At 49.0% G+C, this 15,445-nt stretch carries 19 protein-coding genes; 14 read left to right on the top strand and 5 right to left on the bottom strand.

What is annotated here, in order from left to right:
• Positions 1–5 precede the first annotated feature (5 nt).
• The 14 genes from PLA01S_RS22460 (at position 6) to PLA01S_RS32090 (ending at position 11,586) form a co-directional block, all read left to right on the top strand.
• Positions 6–878, top strand: a complete 873-nt coding sequence (locus PLA01S_RS22460; protein WP_100536353.1) for a 3-hydroxyacyl-CoA dehydrogenase family protein — start codon at positions 6–8, stop codon at positions 876–878.
• A complete protein-coding gene (locus PLA01S_RS22455) occupies positions 875–2,083 on the top strand; it encodes an acetate/propionate family kinase (RefSeq protein ID WP_100536354.1) in 1,209 nt (402 codons plus the stop codon). Before PLA01S_RS22460 ends, PLA01S_RS22455 begins: the two co-directional genes overlap by 4 nt.
• Before the next feature lie 30 nt (positions 2,084–2,113).
• Complete coding sequence (gene asnS, locus PLA01S_RS22450; RefSeq protein WP_076321005.1) at positions 2,114–3,409, top strand: asparagine--tRNA ligase; 1,296 nt, start codon at positions 2,114–2,116, stop codon at positions 3,407–3,409.
• 18 nt (positions 3,410–3,427) lie between these two features.
• Positions 3,428–4,177, top strand: coding sequence for a DnaD domain-containing protein (locus PLA01S_RS22445; protein ID WP_100536355.1), 750 nt, complete (start codon positions 3,428–3,430; stop codon positions 4,175–4,177).
• A 192-nt stretch (positions 4,178–4,369) separates the two neighbouring features.
• Positions 4,370–5,083: an HAD family hydrolase gene (locus tag PLA01S_RS22440; protein ID WP_246059774.1), complete on the top strand. Its 714-nt coding sequence runs from the start codon at positions 4,370–4,372 to the stop codon at positions 5,081–5,083.
• Complete coding sequence (locus tag PLA01S_RS22435) at positions 5,083–5,730, top strand: HAD family hydrolase (protein ID WP_127594117.1); 648 nt, start codon at positions 5,083–5,085, stop codon at positions 5,728–5,730. Before PLA01S_RS22440 ends, PLA01S_RS22435 begins: the two co-directional genes overlap by 1 nt.
• A 291-nt stretch (positions 5,731–6,021) precedes the next feature.
• Entirely contained in the window at positions 6,022–6,291 is a 270-nt protein-coding gene (locus PLA01S_RS22430; protein WP_127594116.1) for a CD3324 family protein, read from the top strand.
• 144 nt (positions 6,292–6,435) lie between these two features.
• On the top strand, positions 6,436–7,470 hold the full coding sequence (locus PLA01S_RS22425; RefSeq protein WP_127594115.1) for a phosphotransferase enzyme family protein: 1,035 nt from the start codon (positions 6,436–6,438) through the stop codon (positions 7,468–7,470).
• Positions 7,471–7,518: 48 nt separating this feature from the next.
• Positions 7,519–8,358, top strand: a complete 840-nt coding sequence (locus PLA01S_RS22420) for a CPBP family intramembrane glutamic endopeptidase (protein ID WP_246059772.1) — start codon at positions 7,519–7,521, stop codon at positions 8,356–8,358.
• A 234-nt stretch (positions 8,359–8,592) separates the two neighbouring features.
• Complete coding sequence (locus PLA01S_RS22415) at positions 8,593–9,084, top strand: RNA polymerase sigma factor (protein WP_246059770.1); 492 nt, start codon at positions 8,593–8,595, stop codon at positions 9,082–9,084.
• The gene (locus PLA01S_RS22410; RefSeq protein ID WP_127594113.1) at positions 9,081–9,539 is read left to right on the top strand and encodes a hypothetical protein; all 459 of its coding nucleotides are present in this window, start codon (positions 9,081–9,083) and stop codon (positions 9,537–9,539) included. The genes PLA01S_RS22415 and PLA01S_RS22410 overlap by 4 nt, the downstream gene beginning before the upstream one ends.
• A 23-nt stretch (positions 9,540–9,562) precedes the next feature.
• Positions 9,563–10,678 (top strand): DUF6677 family protein, encoded by a 1,116-nt coding sequence (locus tag PLA01S_RS22405; RefSeq protein WP_127594112.1) that lies wholly within the window; start codon positions 9,563–9,565, stop codon positions 10,676–10,678.
• Positions 10,659–11,360: a hypothetical protein gene (locus PLA01S_RS22400; protein WP_127594111.1), complete on the top strand. Its 702-nt coding sequence runs from the start codon at positions 10,659–10,661 to the stop codon at positions 11,358–11,360. The genes PLA01S_RS22405 and PLA01S_RS22400 overlap by 20 nt, the downstream gene beginning before the upstream one ends.
• Before the next feature lie 85 nt (positions 11,361–11,445).
• Positions 11,446–11,586 carry a hypothetical protein gene (locus tag PLA01S_RS32090; protein ID WP_164817498.1) on the top strand — a complete coding sequence of 47 codons (141 nt, stop codon included), beginning with the start codon at positions 11,446–11,448 and terminating at the stop codon, positions 11,584–11,586.
• Positions 11,587–11,625: 39 nt separating this feature from the next.
• Here the strand turns inward: PLA01S_RS32090 and PLA01S_RS22395 are convergent, their stop codons facing one another.
• The 5 genes from PLA01S_RS22395 to proC form a co-directional block, all read right to left on the bottom strand.
• Positions 11,626–11,919: an SdpI family protein gene (locus tag PLA01S_RS22395; protein ID WP_100536362.1), complete on the bottom strand. Its 294-nt coding sequence runs from the start codon at positions 11,917–11,919 to the stop codon at positions 11,626–11,628.
• Between the two features lie 105 nt (positions 11,920–12,024).
• Positions 12,025–12,681, bottom strand: coding sequence for a methylthioribulose 1-phosphate dehydratase (locus PLA01S_RS22390; protein ID WP_127594110.1), 657 nt, complete (start codon positions 12,679–12,681; stop codon positions 12,025–12,027).
• On the bottom strand, positions 12,682–13,362 hold the full coding sequence (locus PLA01S_RS22385; RefSeq protein WP_127594109.1) for a 2-hydroxy-3-keto-5-methylthiopentenyl-1-phosphate phosphatase: 681 nt from the start codon (positions 13,360–13,362) through the stop codon (positions 12,682–12,684).
• Positions 13,359–14,573 (bottom strand): 2,3-diketo-5-methylthiopentyl-1-phosphate enolase, encoded by a 1,215-nt coding sequence (locus tag PLA01S_RS22380; protein WP_100536365.1) that lies wholly within the window; start codon positions 14,571–14,573, stop codon positions 13,359–13,361. The genes PLA01S_RS22385 and PLA01S_RS22380 overlap by 4 nt, the downstream gene beginning before the upstream one ends.
• Positions 14,570–15,439 (bottom strand): pyrroline-5-carboxylate reductase, encoded by an 870-nt coding sequence (gene proC, locus PLA01S_RS22375; RefSeq protein WP_127594108.1) that lies wholly within the window; start codon positions 15,437–15,439, stop codon positions 14,570–14,572. The genes PLA01S_RS22380 and proC overlap by 4 nt, the downstream gene beginning before the upstream one ends.
• Positions 15,440–15,445: the final 6 nt, after the last annotated feature.

Below are 15,445 nucleotides of genomic sequence, written 5' to 3'. Positions count from 1 at the left end.
AAACCATGTACTTCAAAAAAATCGGCGTCGTAGGCGGCGGGACTATGGGGCAGGGCATTGCGGAGATGCTGGCAGCCAAAGGTCTTGACGTACTGCTCGTAGAGAAAACTCCAGAGAAACTGGACTATTCATACCGAATGATCGAGACCAGTCTAGATAAACAATTGGAGAAGTGGGGAATTACCCAGGCAGAGAAGAAACTCATACTGAACCGGATTCAAAAAGTAACTCATTTTGCCGAGCTTAGCACCTGCGATATGGTGATTGAGACCATTATAGAGGACTTGGAAGCGAAGAAAGAGGTATTTACACAGCTCGATCAAGTATGTCCGAGCCATGTGATATTAGCAAGTAATACATCCACGCTTAGTTTGACGGAGCTCGCCAGCTCTACCAAATATCCTGAGCGTGTTATTGGCATGCACTTCATTCATCCTGTTTCCAAGGTAGACCTTGTTGAAATCATCCGCGGCCTGAAAACTTCCGAACATACGTTTACGGAAACGAAACGCTTTGTTGAAGAAGTTTCGGATAAAAAAGGCATCATGGTGTATGAGTCTCCAGGTTTCGTTACAACCCGCATGATCACCCTTATGATCAACGAAGCGATGCATCTGCTGCAAGAGGGCGTGGCTTCGGCGGAAGATATCGATGACGCGATGAGAATCGGATATAACTTCCAGCATGGGCCGCTTGAGATGGCCGACCGTTTCGGCTTGGATTCCATTCTCGCTGCGCTGGAGCGCATGTTCCGCGAGTACGGCGAACTGAAATACCGTCCATCGATTGTCTTGAAGAAACTGGTCCGCGCAGGGCAACTGGGCGTTAAAACCGGAGAAGGCTTTTTCAAGTACGATAAGGATGGTGACCGGGTATGAATATTCTCGTAATTAATGCAGGTAGTTCTTCACTGAAGTATCAACTGTACAACATGACGGATGAATCCGTATTGGCAAAAGGCTTGGTAGAGCGGATCGGCATGGACTCCTCGATTCTGACGCATAAGCCGACGGGTAAACAGGATGTTACGGAAGTTAGCGAAATTCTGGAGCATACCACGGCGATCCGCAAAGTGCTTGGCATGCTCACGAACGAGGAACACGGTGTGATCGATTCTATCGAAAGCATTCAGGCCGTTGGACACCGCGTAGTGCACGGCGGGGAGTCTTTTAAAGAATCCGCGCTCGTTGACAGTGACGCCAAAGCGGAAATCCGCCGCTTGTTCGATTTGGCTCCGCTTCACAATCCCGCATCGATGATGGGGATTAAAGCGGCAGAAACCAATATGCCGGGCGTTCCGCAGGTCGTTGTATTTGATACGGCGTTCCATCAGACGATGCCTGAGAAATCATACCTGTACGCTATTCCGAGAGTACTTTATAATAAGTATAAAGTACGTCGTTACGGTGCGCACGGTACGTCCCACGCCTATGTCAGCCAGGCAGCGGCAGAATTCCTGAACCGGCCGCTGGAGGATCTGAAGATCATTACCTGTCATATCGGTAACGGTGCTTCCCTGACAGCCGTAAAAGGCGGGAAATCCATCGATACCTCCATGGGGATGACTCCGCTGGAAGGGCTCATGATGGGTACACGCAGCGGTGATTTGGACCCGGCAATCGTACCGTTTGTCATGAACAAGGAAGAGCTGACTGTCAATGAAGTGAACTCCATGCTGAACAAGCATAGCGGACTATTAGCGATTTCCGGGATCAGCAGTGATATGCGTGAGATTACGGAAGGCATGGAAAAAGGCGATCCGAACTCCACGTTGGCCTTTGAAATGTATGAGTATCGTGTTCGTAAATACATCGGGTCATATGCTGCTGCCATGAATGGCGTGGATGTCATCGTATTTACTGCGGGTGTCGGAGAGAATTCGATCGTTCTTCGTCAAAGAGTGCTTGAGCAGCTTACCTATCTCGGAGTAGAATTGGATGAGGAGCTGAACAGCATTCGTTCCGGCGAACCACGCCGTATTTCTGCGGCGAATTCGAAGGTCGAGGTACTTGTGATCCCTACCAACGAGGAACTGGTGATTGCTCGGGATACGCATCGTATCGTACAAGCTTCCAACCGTTAAATAGTAGTGATATAAGGGAGAGATTTAAGCATGGCCACCAAAAGTGTGATTCGTAACGTCAACCAGCATGTCGGTGAGACCGTCACGATCGGCGCCTGGATCAACAACAAGCGTTCCAGCGGAAAGATTCAATTCCTGCAGCTTCGCGATGGCTCCGGATATATCCAGGGTGTTGTTGTGAAGAGCGAAGTATCCGAACAAGTATGGGATGACGCGAAAAGCCTGACACAGGAAAGCTCTTTGTATGTGACGGGTGTTATACGTGAAGAGCCGCGGAGCCAATCGGGTTATGAGATGACGGTTACCGGCATTGAAATCATACATCTTACGGAAAACTATCCGATTACGCCTAAAGAGCATGGTGTCGATTATTTGATGGACCATCGTCATCTGTGGCTTCGTACCCAGAAACAACGTGCGATCATGGTGATCCGTGCTGAAATTATCCGTGCGGTTCAAGATTATTTTGATACCAACGGATTTACGCTTGTGGATCCGCCGATTTTGACCCCAACATCCGCGGAGGGCACAACCAACCTGTTCCACACGAAGTATTTTGATGAGGATGCCTATTTGACCCAGAGCGGACAGCTGTACATGGAGGCTGCCGCCATGGCGCTCGGTAAGGTATATTCTTTCGGGCCGACATTCCGGGCCGAGAAGTCCAAAACCCGCCGTCACCTGATCGAGTTCTGGATGATTGAGCCGGAGATGGCCTTCACGGACCATGAGGAGAGCCTTCGGGTGCAGGAGCAGTTCATTAGTCATGTGGTGCAATCCGTGGTTAAGAACTGCCGCCAGGAGCTTGAAACGATCGGTCGCGACATCTCGAAACTTGAGGCGATCCAGGCACCATTCCCTCGGATTACTTACGATGAGGCCATTGAATTCCTGCATACGCAAGATTTCGATATTCCTTGGGGTGAGGACTTTGGCGCGCCACACGAAACGGCCATTGCCGAGAAGTATGACAAGCCGGTCTTTATCACGCATTACCCGGCGGGAATCAAGGCTTTCTACATGAAGCCGGATCCGAACCGTCCGGAAGTCGTACTGTGTGCGGATATGATCGCTCCGGAAGGTTATGGCGAGATTATTGGCGGATCGCAGCGGATAGACGATCCGCAGCTGCTTGAAGAGCGCTTCAAGGAGCATGATCTATCGATGGAAACCTATCAATGGTATATGGATTTGCGTAAATACGGCACCGTGCCTCATTCCGGCTTCGGTTTAGGTCTTGAGCGTACCGTTGCCTGGATTTGCGGCTTGGACCATGTTCGTGAAACGATTCCGTTCCCACGGACCCTGTACCGGTTGTACCCGTAAGCCGTGAGAGGTGAGTCTATGGACCACGACGGTAACGTGGACACAGGCGTGAATGGGTGGACGGCCGGCGCCGCTGCCGGTATGAGCCAGGGAATGGCGATCATCCCTTATGCCTTGCTCCGGCATTACCGGTCACTTGGTTTAAGCGACCGCGAAGCCATGCTGGTCATCCATTTGATTGGTTATCAGCAGGTGGAGTTCAAGGCGTTTCCTTCGCTGGAGGAGCTTGCGGAAGTGACGGGGGCTCCCGCCGCATTCATCGCTACCAGCTTGCAGCGTTTGATGAAGGTAGGGCTGATCGGCATTGATGAATATGTGGACGAAACACAGGGGATTCATTACGAGCGTTACAATCTCAACGGATTGTATGAGAAGCTCGCTTCGTGCTTGGCAGAAGAGCGTGAGGAAAAGACCCCTGATGGAACCAAGTTTGCGTCTCCGCTTTTGAATGCCCGTCCTGCTAATGGCAAATCAGCTGCATCGGGGAATCCCGTTCCCGAGAAGGAAGAGCGGAATTTGTTCACCATTTTTGAAAAAGAGTTTGGCCGCCCGCTGTCGCCCATGGAGCTGGAGACCATCTCCGGCTGGGTTGATGCGGATCGCTATCCGGACGAGTTGATCCTGCTGGCTCTCAAAGAAGCGGTATTTGCGGGCAAACTGCATTTCCGCTACATTGACCGGATCCTGCTGGAATGGAGCCGCAATCGGGTGCGTACCGCACAGGATGCCAAAGCCTATACGCAGAAATTCAGAAATATTGGAAGATAGATAAGAAGCACGTCCGCTAAGGGCGTGCTTTTTTATGTGCAACTTTTTTGTAATCCAGGTCTATGATGTTAATGGGACTTTTCTTATGCAGCGGACTGAGGATTGGCCGTTCAGTCCTGTGAATTAGCAGGAGAACTTCCCCGGATTAGCGAATGGATATAGTTGCAGCAGCGGCTGGAGGGGGAGATGAAGATGAGATACAAGGCTATAATTTTTGATCTGGATAACACGTTATTAGACTATAGTCAGAGTGAAAGGTCATGTATGCAGCAGGCGCTGGAGCACTACCGTCTGCATGAGGAACTGACGTGGGAAGAATTCTGGAGCACGTTTGGACCGATTAATTTTAATTATTGGATGAACCGGATTCAGAACAATCATGATATTAGGCAGGTGTTGGAACATTCCTTCATGGACACGTTCCTTGGACTGAAGCGGGAATTTAACCAGTGCCGGGAGATCTCGGAAACCTACTGGGGGTTGTTTTGCAGTTCCAACCATATGGAGCCCCATGCCGATCTTATTTTGGAACACCTGCATGGCGACTTTGCCCTCGGGGTCATATCCAACGGCATTGGTGAAGCTCAGCGCAAACGTCTTGCGGCAGGAGGCTTGTTTCATTATTTTGACTCCTTCATCATTTCGGATGAGGTGAAGTGCTGGAAGCCGGACCCGCAGATCTTTGAACTCGCTTTGCAGGAATTGGCTTTAAGTCCAGACGAGGTGCTGTACATAGGGGATTCGCTTACGGATGACTATGAAGGAGCAGTAAGATCCGGGATTGATTTTTGTTATTATAATCGCCGGGATACCCCTTTAAGTGACCATCATCGACCTGCTTATATGATCAGGGATCTTCTGGAGATCAAGGATTTGGCTAAAGATGGAACACGGAGGACTACATAATGAAATATAATCATATACTGTTTGATTTGGATGGAACCCTGACGGATCCGCGTGAAGGCATTACGAAAGCCGTGAAGTACGCACTCGCTCAGCATGGGATTAACGTAAGTGATCTCTCCGAGCTGGAATGTTTTATCGGTCCCCCGCTCCAGGCGACCTTCACCGAGAAATATCATTTTAGTGAAGCCGAGGCTTGGGAAGCCGTTCTGAGTTACCGTGAATATTTCAAGGACACCGGCCTTTATGAAAATGAGGTATATGTCGGCATACGCCAGTTATTGGATTTGCTGTTATCCCAAGGGCGCCAGTTGTATGTTGCTACCTCCAAACCTACGGTTTTTGCCGAAACAGTCCTAGAGCATTTCCAGCTAACCGCTTATTTTTCCATGGTGTGCGGAAGCGAACTGGACGGCACCCGGTCCGCCAAAACCGAAATCATTCAGCATGTTCTGGATACGTGCCGCATTCATACTTCGGAAGCCGTCATGATTGGAGACCGGAAGTTTGATCTGATTGGAGCCGGGAATTGCGGGATACACAGCATTGCTGCAGGTTATGGTTACGGTTCGGAGGAAGAGCTGAGGGCATGCCAGCCAACCTATTATTTCAAAACCGTGGAGGAGATGCTCCGGTCGTTTGCAAGCTGAGCGGTTTAAAATCGACTTGAACGATGAGACAGAGCACTTCGATTTTTCGCGTAACATCGGTTATAATGGTCATAACCAGTCGGAATGTCATTATTTTGAAGGGAGGGGCATGATCATGATGGGAAGATTGACGATGAGCTCTATGCAAAGTCTATATGATGAACAACGGCGGTTGTTTGCATGGAGCGATGAGAAAGTTACCGCCTGATTACCTCGCATATAAGAGGCCGTTTATCTAATGGACTTTGCATCCTTAAAACCTTTATTTTAAGTTTAAGGAGCAGAGCTACCATGAAATATATAAACGCGGATATTATACTTCCAGAGGAACTTTTGAAGGAAGTGCAAAAATATGTACAGGGCGGGATGGTGTACATCCCTAAACCTGAAGGGTTACGCAAGAAATGGGGAGAAAACTCGGGCAGCCGGGTGTATTTGAAAAAAAGAAACCTGGAAATTCGGCGGTTGTTTGCGTCGGGCGCAACGATTGATCAGCTTTCTTCTCAATTTTGTTTATCCTGCGATTCCATCAAGAAAATCGTGTATACCAAAAACAAGTAATGCAAAGTCACATTGGACCTGATTCTGATGTGGCTTTTTCTTATGTATAAAAGTCATTTTAAACCAATCGTTATATAGGAAGGACAGATGCTGGGCATTTATAATTATTCAACAACGTTCAAACGATAGGGCAGAGGTGAGTTTATGAATGATTTTTTTCAATTTGCAACAGAAGAACAACGGTGTGCGCTGCTCGTAAGAGCCAAGAAGGTTGCGATATCGGCACTTCAGCAGTATAACCTGAGATGGGTTGAGATTGAGTTTATCGGTATTTCGGACACGATTACATATCAAGTTAGGACAAACTTAAATGAAACATACTTATTGAGAATTCATTCGGATCGACGGTCCAGTAATGAAATAGAACTGGAGCTTCAATTCCTGGATGCCCTTATTACCGCAGGTATCAAAGTACCAACAGGTATAACCACTCCAAATGGATTAAGATTGTTGAAAATCGGAACAGACCATGGATTCAGATCACCTCACGTCACCGTGATGAAATGGGTAGATGGAGTGCATGCCCATGAAAGACTTACAGAAGATCAGGCTTTTCAGGTAGGTGTCTTGATTGCGAGATTGCATGAAGTTGCACTTGGCTTCGAAAGTTCTTCTGATTTCCGGAGGCCCGTATGGGGGATGAACAGTTATAGAGAAGCGCTCGCTAAGTTGGAACGATATGCAGGGACTTTTTTGTCTGAAGTCTCATGGTCACTGTATCAACTCGCAGCTGAAAAGGTTCTATCCCAGCTTGAGCTCATGAACGCTGATGATTGCAACTATGGCCTCATTCATGCCGATTTACATCTGGGGAATGTGGTATTTGAAGGGGGAATTCCACATCCGATTGATTTCGGTAGATGCGGTTACGGTTTTTATCTTTACGATCTGGCCGCGGTTATGTTGTCACTTGATCCGAAGCAGCGATTTAAAGTGCTCCAAGGATATGAAAGCGTGCGGAAGTTGGACTCGGATTATATTCAGTCTCTGGAGTGCTTTTTCATCATGATCATGATGGAGAATTATAGCCACCATGCCTCTAATCCAAGAGAGACAGAAAGTCTGAAGAGTGAGCAAATCTATGCACTAGCCTATATCCATGAATATTTGCGCGGACGCCCGTTTCTGCTAACTGTGGTGGAGCCGTTAGAAAAAGACGATGTCCCAATCTCTAGTTGATCCGGTCAGGATAGAAGGGTATCATGATATCATCATACGCGTTACAGAATGGGAGAGAAAAGCTTGCAAGTAACGAATCGCCCAGGTGAATTTATCACCTGCTTGATCATCATGATCGCCACCATCGTATGGGTTCAATGGACCTCAATCCTACTATCCATGGCGTGGGGAATCGGGCTGATCCTGTTGATATATAGTTTGTGCAAGCTAAGAAGCTTACGCAAGCTATCGATTCAAATCAGAGACACGGCCATAGTGGCGCTTATCATGGTGATAGGTTATATGCTCTATCATGCTTTCGGTGAAATCATCAAAAATGGATTAGCGGGGCACGATGCCTGGGCCATCATCCTATCGAGGCTAAGCCTGATTCTATTTGTTCTGCCGTTTGCGCTCGCGGCAATGCTGACAAGGGAAAAACCGCTTTATCTCGCCAGAGGTACCTGGAGGACAACGATTTATTTTCCATGGATATTCAAGGGCCCGATTAAAGACCCGATTTGGCGGTTCATGTTCATTTTTCTGCTTATCATTTGTGGCATATTTTCATTCTTTATTGACTGGCGACAGCCGCATTTTCTCGTTCTTATCGGTTATGCACTATCCTTTGCGCTGATCAATGCCGTCCTTGAGGAGCTGTTGTGGCGGGGATACATACTTAGTCATTTTGTAAGTGGATTTGGGGAGCTGAAAGGGCTTGTCATCGCCGGAGTTACCTTTGGTTTATACCACTACCACCTAGGTTTTTCATGGCCGGTTTGTCTGCTGTTTTCAATCTTTGGTATCATGATGGGCGGCGTGGCTATTCGTTCGAAAGGTTTGGTTCCCGTGATGGTTATGCATTTTATAATGAATGTTCTTTTTGTACTTAGCGGCATGATCCTGTAACATCCTAAAAGGGCGTCGATAGACGTTCTTTTTTGCTTTGACCGGTATGGGCAAACTATGCGGACAAGCTGTTCTGGTCTTGTTTTTAGATTATCCAAAATTTTTTTTGAAAAAAGTGCAGGGGCAGCTTTCAAAGTAGACGTCTATGTATTTGGGAAGGAGGGGAGAGTTATAGATGCTGAAACGTTAATCACGCGCATCCTGCAAGGTGATCAAGAAGCCTTTCGGGAACTGGTGAGCCATTACAGCCAGCACGTGTTCCATACGGCATACTCGGTCCTGCGGGATGCCAAGGAAGCGGAAGATGCGTCGCAGGAAGTGTTTATTCAAGTATACAAAGCTCTCCCCCAGTACCGATCTGAAGGGTTTAAAACCTGGATTACACGCATCACGCTAAATAAAGCGATTGATATGAAGAGGAAGCTTTCCCGTAAACCGCCGGAGCAGCTGCCCGGCGAACATGCTGAAGTGCTGGATAAACTCCCTTCCCGGGACGAGGACGTGGTTTCTCTGCTCATACATAAGGAGAGAAGAGAGGAACTTCGAGAGAAAATCAAACAATTGCCGGACAACCACCGCGCCATTATAACGGCTTTTTATTTGGAAGAGAAAAATTACGAGCAAATCGCAGCCGAGCTGGATGTCACGGTCAAGACGGTTGAATCGAAATTATATCGGGCCAGACAATGGATTCGGAAATCGTGGAAGGAGGAGGAATGGAAATGAACGTTAAGGGCAACGAGCTTAAAATGCTGACAGAACGATATGTTAGAGGAGAAGGCTCGCCAGAAGAACGATCTTCTTATGAAGAGCTCATGTTATCGGATGACACCGTGCTGGAGCTATATATGCAGGTACTGGCGGAGCTTGATTCCGAACTCCCTGGCTTGTCAGACCCTGAAACATTTACGCAGCAGGTGGTGGAACACGAACAAATTAAGCCTTACACCCATAAAGCACCGCTGCGGATTCAGGAACGTCCGAAGCGATGGTACGAACGCGCGATCGTTCATTACACCATTGCCGCCTCCATTACCATGCTGTTTCTCTTCACCGGGGCATTTGACCAACTTCTTCCTGGAGAAATGAACGGTGATGTTCCATTATCCGAAACACCTTCCTACAGTGAGCAATGGGTGGAAAAAACTACGGGCTGGCTTGACCAGCTCTTATCCAGATAAGAAAAAAGAAAGGAAGATGCCTAGTGCAACCGCAAAAAAGTAAAGGGTTTGCCTTTATATTAAATATCCTTCCGGGCCTCGGCCATTATTATTGGGGGAGAAAGGGACGCGCCCTGCTATATCCGTTCTTGTTCTTCGGAAGCCTCTTCGGCGGATTTGTGCTCGGGATCATGTCGCATTCGGATGCGGTCTTTGGGCTGGGAATTCTCGGAGCCTTAATGTTCTGGGGGATCAGCATGCTCGACCTGCTAGTTGCTTTGATCCGATATACGCCTGTAACGATTATCCACGATGAGTATGGACGGCCGATGGAGATTCGCCAGGAAAAGAGTGATGAGTCTGAACGCTTTTATACCATACTGCTGTCCTTCATTCCCGGTTTGGGTCATTTTCAACTGGGATTGATGCAGCGCGGGTTGTCATTCCTGATCGCATTCTTCGGACTGGGGACGATTCTGCTGTTCTTGACGGGCTTGACTCACGAATCGGTATTCCTGCTGTTTCTGGGCATGCTGCCTATCATTTGGCTTTACTGCATGTTTGATGTGGTTCAACTGGTTAACCGCAAGCAAGCTGGGGAATTACTTATCGATCGCACGCTGTTTGATGAGTTAGAGAGCGGAAGGGAGAGCGGACGCCGGAGTAAAGTGTTTGCTACCTTGTTATCGGCGTTTCCTGGAGCGGGTCAAATGTATTTGGGATTGCAAAAACGCGGACTGCAGCTCATGGTCCTATTTCTTGGCAGCATTTATGTGTTGGATGTACTCAAGCTGTCGCTGTTCCTGTTCTTGATTCCGCTGATCTGGTTCTATGCATTCTTTGACGGTCTGCAGCAAGTAAGCCGTTACGGCAGGGAGCCGCTGCGCGATCGACCGATCATCTCGGGACTAGGGAATCAGCAGCGCTGGCTCGGGCTTGGACTGATCGTACTCGGTATTTATTTCGTATTTACCAGTGTTGTGATGCCTTATATTGATACACATTTCCCTCATTTACAGCTGGATTACCGCATTCGTTCCTATTTGAAAACCGCGATTATCGCTGTTCTTCTCATCGGAGGAGGAATCAAGCTGATGACCGGCTCGAAAAAGGATTCATTAAGGGGAGAGCGTTCATATTATGATACCGACAACGAATGAGATGTCCATGCATGGTCTGGGAAGCCCTCCATCGAAGTCTGCACGGCAATGGAGAGTGGGTACACTCTCCATGGGACTATCCTTACTCGTGCTTGGTTTGCTTGTCTTGTCCTCCGCCTGGAAAGGCGCAGAGGTGTACAGCTCCGCCGCGAGATGGTGGCCGATCGTATTGGTTCTGTTAGGGGCCGAGATTGTGTGCTATACACTGATTTTTCGGAGAGGCGGTTCGGTCAAGTATGATCTTTTCAGCATTCTTCTCATCGGTTTTCTGACCTTCTGCTGTATCGGCATGGGAGCGCTGAACGCGACAGGTTTACTGGATCAGATTCGCCGTGAGACGATGTCCGTGCAGCAAACGATTCCGTTACCAGATCAGAAGATAACGATCCCGGACGGGGTTAAAAAAGTCATTGTTCAGGGCAGTTACAACCACAATATCCAACAGGATGCTTCCAGCTCGGATGAAATGCTGATCTTCGGCAGCCTGCGTACGGAAGACATCAAAATGTGGAGTACGACCGAGCTGCCGTCGATGATTCAGATTAAAGAGTCGGGAAACATTCTATATGTCCAGCTGAATGATCCCCCGCGTAATGCTTTTCGAGGATCGTTCTCACAACTTGATGTGACGCTGTCCGTGCCTTCTGCAGTCAAAGTGATCATTAGAGATCGCAGCAGTTAGACTAGGCTGCCTGTCGTACATAGGGGTTGTTAATAACATCCATTGGATTAAGAAATGATATGAACGAGATATGGAGGGAGATATCGTGGCCAAGAATCTGTATTACCTGTTGTATATTGCACTATTTGTTGTGACTTGTTTGTTTATCTTCAATGCCTATTCATCACCGGATCAGGTACCGGCGCCTTCGATCTCTTTAACGGAGCATGAGCAGAATCGGCTATGATTTATATAAAGAAAAAACCTGTAAACGATCGGAATCGTTTTACAGGTTTTTTAGTTTTCGTTCAACGAGAATATAAATCAGGATAAAGACGATCACGGTCGCAATACCGGTTGTCATGAAATGGCCGGTAAGCCTGGCGATAAGCAGCAGGACGACCCCGAAGATCATCAGCAGCAGACTGACATAGGCATTCGCTGCTTTAAAGTTCCGTTCATTTTTGAGAGATGACGTCGTTTTATAAGCATAAATGCTCTTGGAACTTTTAGGCGGAATCAAAAAGAGGACCAAACCATACAAAATAAACACGATGCCAATGGCTAAACTTTCGAGCATCCCTATACACTCCTAACGGAAATATAACGCCGGATGCACCCCAAAAACGTTGGATGTGGGTGCATCCGGCTGTTCAAGCCCGGTACATGCAAATATGGCTTTACTTTACTTGGATCCGGCTGCTTTCAGGAGCAGACGACGGTAAGAGTATTCGAATATAAATTCAAAAGCCTCCAGATGTTTCTTCGCTTCGAAAGCATTCTTGCCCCAGGCATAGATGCCGTGGTTGCGCAGCAAAATGCCGGGTACCGCCGGATCGAGCGCATCCGGAACGAGTTCCGCAATCCGCGGGATGTCTGCATAGTTCGGCAGGATCGGAATGCGAATCGCCGCGTCCTCTTCCCAAATGTTAAAGGCTTTGATCAGCTCGATTCCTTGGGCAGGGACATAGCCTTGTTCACCATACCAGTCGCTGATCAGATTGTTATCGATGGTATGCACATGGAAAATGGCGCCGCAGCCGGTTTTGCGATAAATTTCGCAGTGAATCAAGGTTTCCGCACTAGGCTTTAAGCCGGTTGCTTCACAAGGTAAGCCGTTCTGATCCACAAAAAGATAATCTTCGGGCGTATGTACCGACTTATCTTTTCCGCTGGCTGTCACCGCAAAATAAAACTGCTCCGGGTTGAACTCGCCAACACGGACAGATAGATTGCCGCTGGTGCCAGGGAACCAGTTTCTAGAAGCGAACAGTTCCTTGATCCCTCTAAGATCCTGCAGGGCAGCCTGTTTCTGTTCAAGCCGGATATCTGAAAATGCCACTTACAGCACCTCCTGTTTAAACTTGTCTTTCATATCGTTCTGGATATCGGTAAATGTCTCGAAGGGTACATGAAACACGCCAAGCTTCTTGCACTGCTCGGTAAGCGAAGAACGGGAATAAACCAGGTCGGCCTGCTTGGCGCCTTCGAAATCGGTGAGGCTGTCACCGATCAGAATTCGGTAATACTGATCGGCCGGAAAACGGTCCATCACCGTGACCTTGCACATGCCGCAGTCGTTATGGCAGGATTCCTTGCAAGGATGAGGCCAAGTAATCTCGATGTGATCTCCTTCAAAATTCGAACCGTTGCAGAAGATATGGTCTGCAGGAATGCCGAAGGGTTTCAGCAGGGGATCGACAAAGAAATCGATACCGCCGCTTGTGACATAAAACTCAATCCGTTCCGCTTTCAAATAGTCAAGGAATGCACTGAAGCCTTCACGAATTCCTGCATGGTTAAGAACAAAATCGGTAATCTCTCCTCGCATCGAGGAAGGGAAGAGGGCAAACATGCGGCCTACACCCTCCCGTATGGAAATGGTGCGGTCAAGCGTATCCTGCATGATCGACTCGAAGCCTTCCGGTTTGAAGTGCTTCATGATGGCGACAATATTATCGTTGTTCGTGATGGTTCCGTCGAAATCGCAAAAAATGATCGGTTGTTTTACTCCAGATGTCATACTTCTCCTCCCCAGATGTCCAGTGCGGCTTTCAACTCTTCGTGCTCTTCGGCAAAGTGTGCGAGCGGAACGGATTTCATCGTCGCCTCAATCGCTTGTACAAAGGCTTTGCCGCCCGCTTCGGTTCCCATCGGATGACCGTGGATCCCGCCGCCTGCGTTAACGACCACATCGGTGCCGAAGTCCCGGATGATGCGGGGAACGAGTCCCGGATGAATTCCTGCGGACGGTACCGGCATGCTTCGTTTCACACCAAGTTTAGCGCTATGCAGTTCGTCGCGAATGGCCAGATTCTCTTCCCTCGGCATCGTTACAGATCCGTAAGGAGAAGGGAAGAGCACCAGATCCGCACCGGCGATCCGCATCAGCTGGCCGAGCAGCACCGGAGCCGTTATCCCATAGTATGGAGAAGGATAAATGGCACCGGCTAGCGCAGGGTGAGCCGCGATAGGAACGGTGATATCCGGATCGCTGCTTAGCTCATGCAAAACGTCATACCCGTAGGACAGCACATTAAAGAGCAAGGCGTTCGCGCCGGCATCAATCGCACGCAGCGCTTGCTCACGCAGCTGCGACGTCCGTCCGGTTAGATTGGCGGCATAGAGCAGCTTTTTGCCTGTTTGTTGTTCCACATCGGCAGCAGCCTGGATGCACATGCTTACCCGTTTTTCAATCGGGGTGAGGTCATTCTCGAACAGGATTTCATCATCTTTGATGAGATCTACGCCACCAAGCGCCTGACGGATAAATTGGGCTCTAAGCTCGTCCGCATTCAGGCCGATAACCGATTTGAATATGCTCATCAGCAGCGGACGATCATGGACGCCGAGAAGATTGCGGACTCCGTCGATGCCATACTTCGGTCCTGGAAATGCACTCAGGAAGTCGGGAGACAAATCCAGGGAAGTCAGCTTGATGCGTCCGTCCATGGAAATCTTGCCGAACACCGTCACCAGCAGGGCGGGAATATCCCGGCTGAAATTAATGTCCGGATAAGCAATGCTGACATCCGCATAACGACTGCCTGGCTCCCAGCCCTCGTGAACCTGAATGTCAACGACTTCGCCGAGATGTTTCTGCATCGCTTCACGCTTGGCTTGCGGCAGCTCGGTCCAGCTGCCGACCGTCATGCCAACGGCAATGGAAGTCGCCTTCTTACGAAAATCCGCCTGGTCGTCATAAATTCGGTACGTTGCAATACAGCGGCTCATGAGATCTGCTCCTTCAGCATGGCGCCCATTTCTTTGGAGCGCTCAGCGCAGCGGTTCACGGCGGCAATGACGGTTTCGAAGAAATCGCCTTTGTCAAGCGTTTCGAGGGCCGCTTGCGTGGAACCGTTCGGCGATGTAATTTTCGCGCGAAGCGATGAAGGTTGTTCTCCGGTCTGCTGCACCATCCGGGCCGCGCCCAGAATGGTTTGGAGCGTCAACTCGCGGCTTTGCTCCGGCGTTAGGCCGCCGCGGATCCCTGCGGCAGTCATGGCTTCCATCATGTAATAGAAGTAAGCGGGGCCACTGCCGGAGATCCCGGTCAGGATATCCATCTTCTCTTCTTCAATGACGGTTACATTGCCAACAGCTTCGAACAAGGTCATGACCAGCTGGCGCTGTTCTTCGCTGATTTCCTTCGAGAACGCGATTCCTGTGGAACCCAGTCCGATGGAGGCGGATGTATTCGGCATCGTGCGTGCAATGGGTTGATGGGTTCCAAGCAGCGTCTGTGTCGTATAAATCGATAATCCGGCGATCACGGAGATAATCAATTGGTCGCTTGAGAGCTTCGGACCCAGTTCTTTCAACACTTTAGCAGCATCCTTCGGTTTCATGGCAAGCACGATCACCGGCGAAGTTTTCAGAATTTCGATTTTAGCGGCTTCGTCGTTATTGATCTGGACACCGTACCGCTCACTCAGTTCCTGAAGGCGCTGAACGTTGCTTCGGTTGAGCATCGTAATATTCTCCGGAAGCACGACAGAACGGCTCACTAATCCTCGTACGATCGCTTCGGCCATCGAGCCGGCGCCGTAGAAAGTGATTGCTTTATCTATTAAAGGTCGGTTCTGCGGGGATTGGCACATCGTTAT

This window comes from Paenibacillus lautus NBRC 15380, from assembly GCF_004000945.1.
GTDB lineage: Bacteria > Bacillota > Bacilli > Paenibacillales > Paenibacillaceae > Paenibacillus_AQ > Paenibacillus_AQ lautus.
This window is presented reverse-complemented; position numbering and strand designations above follow the sequence as displayed.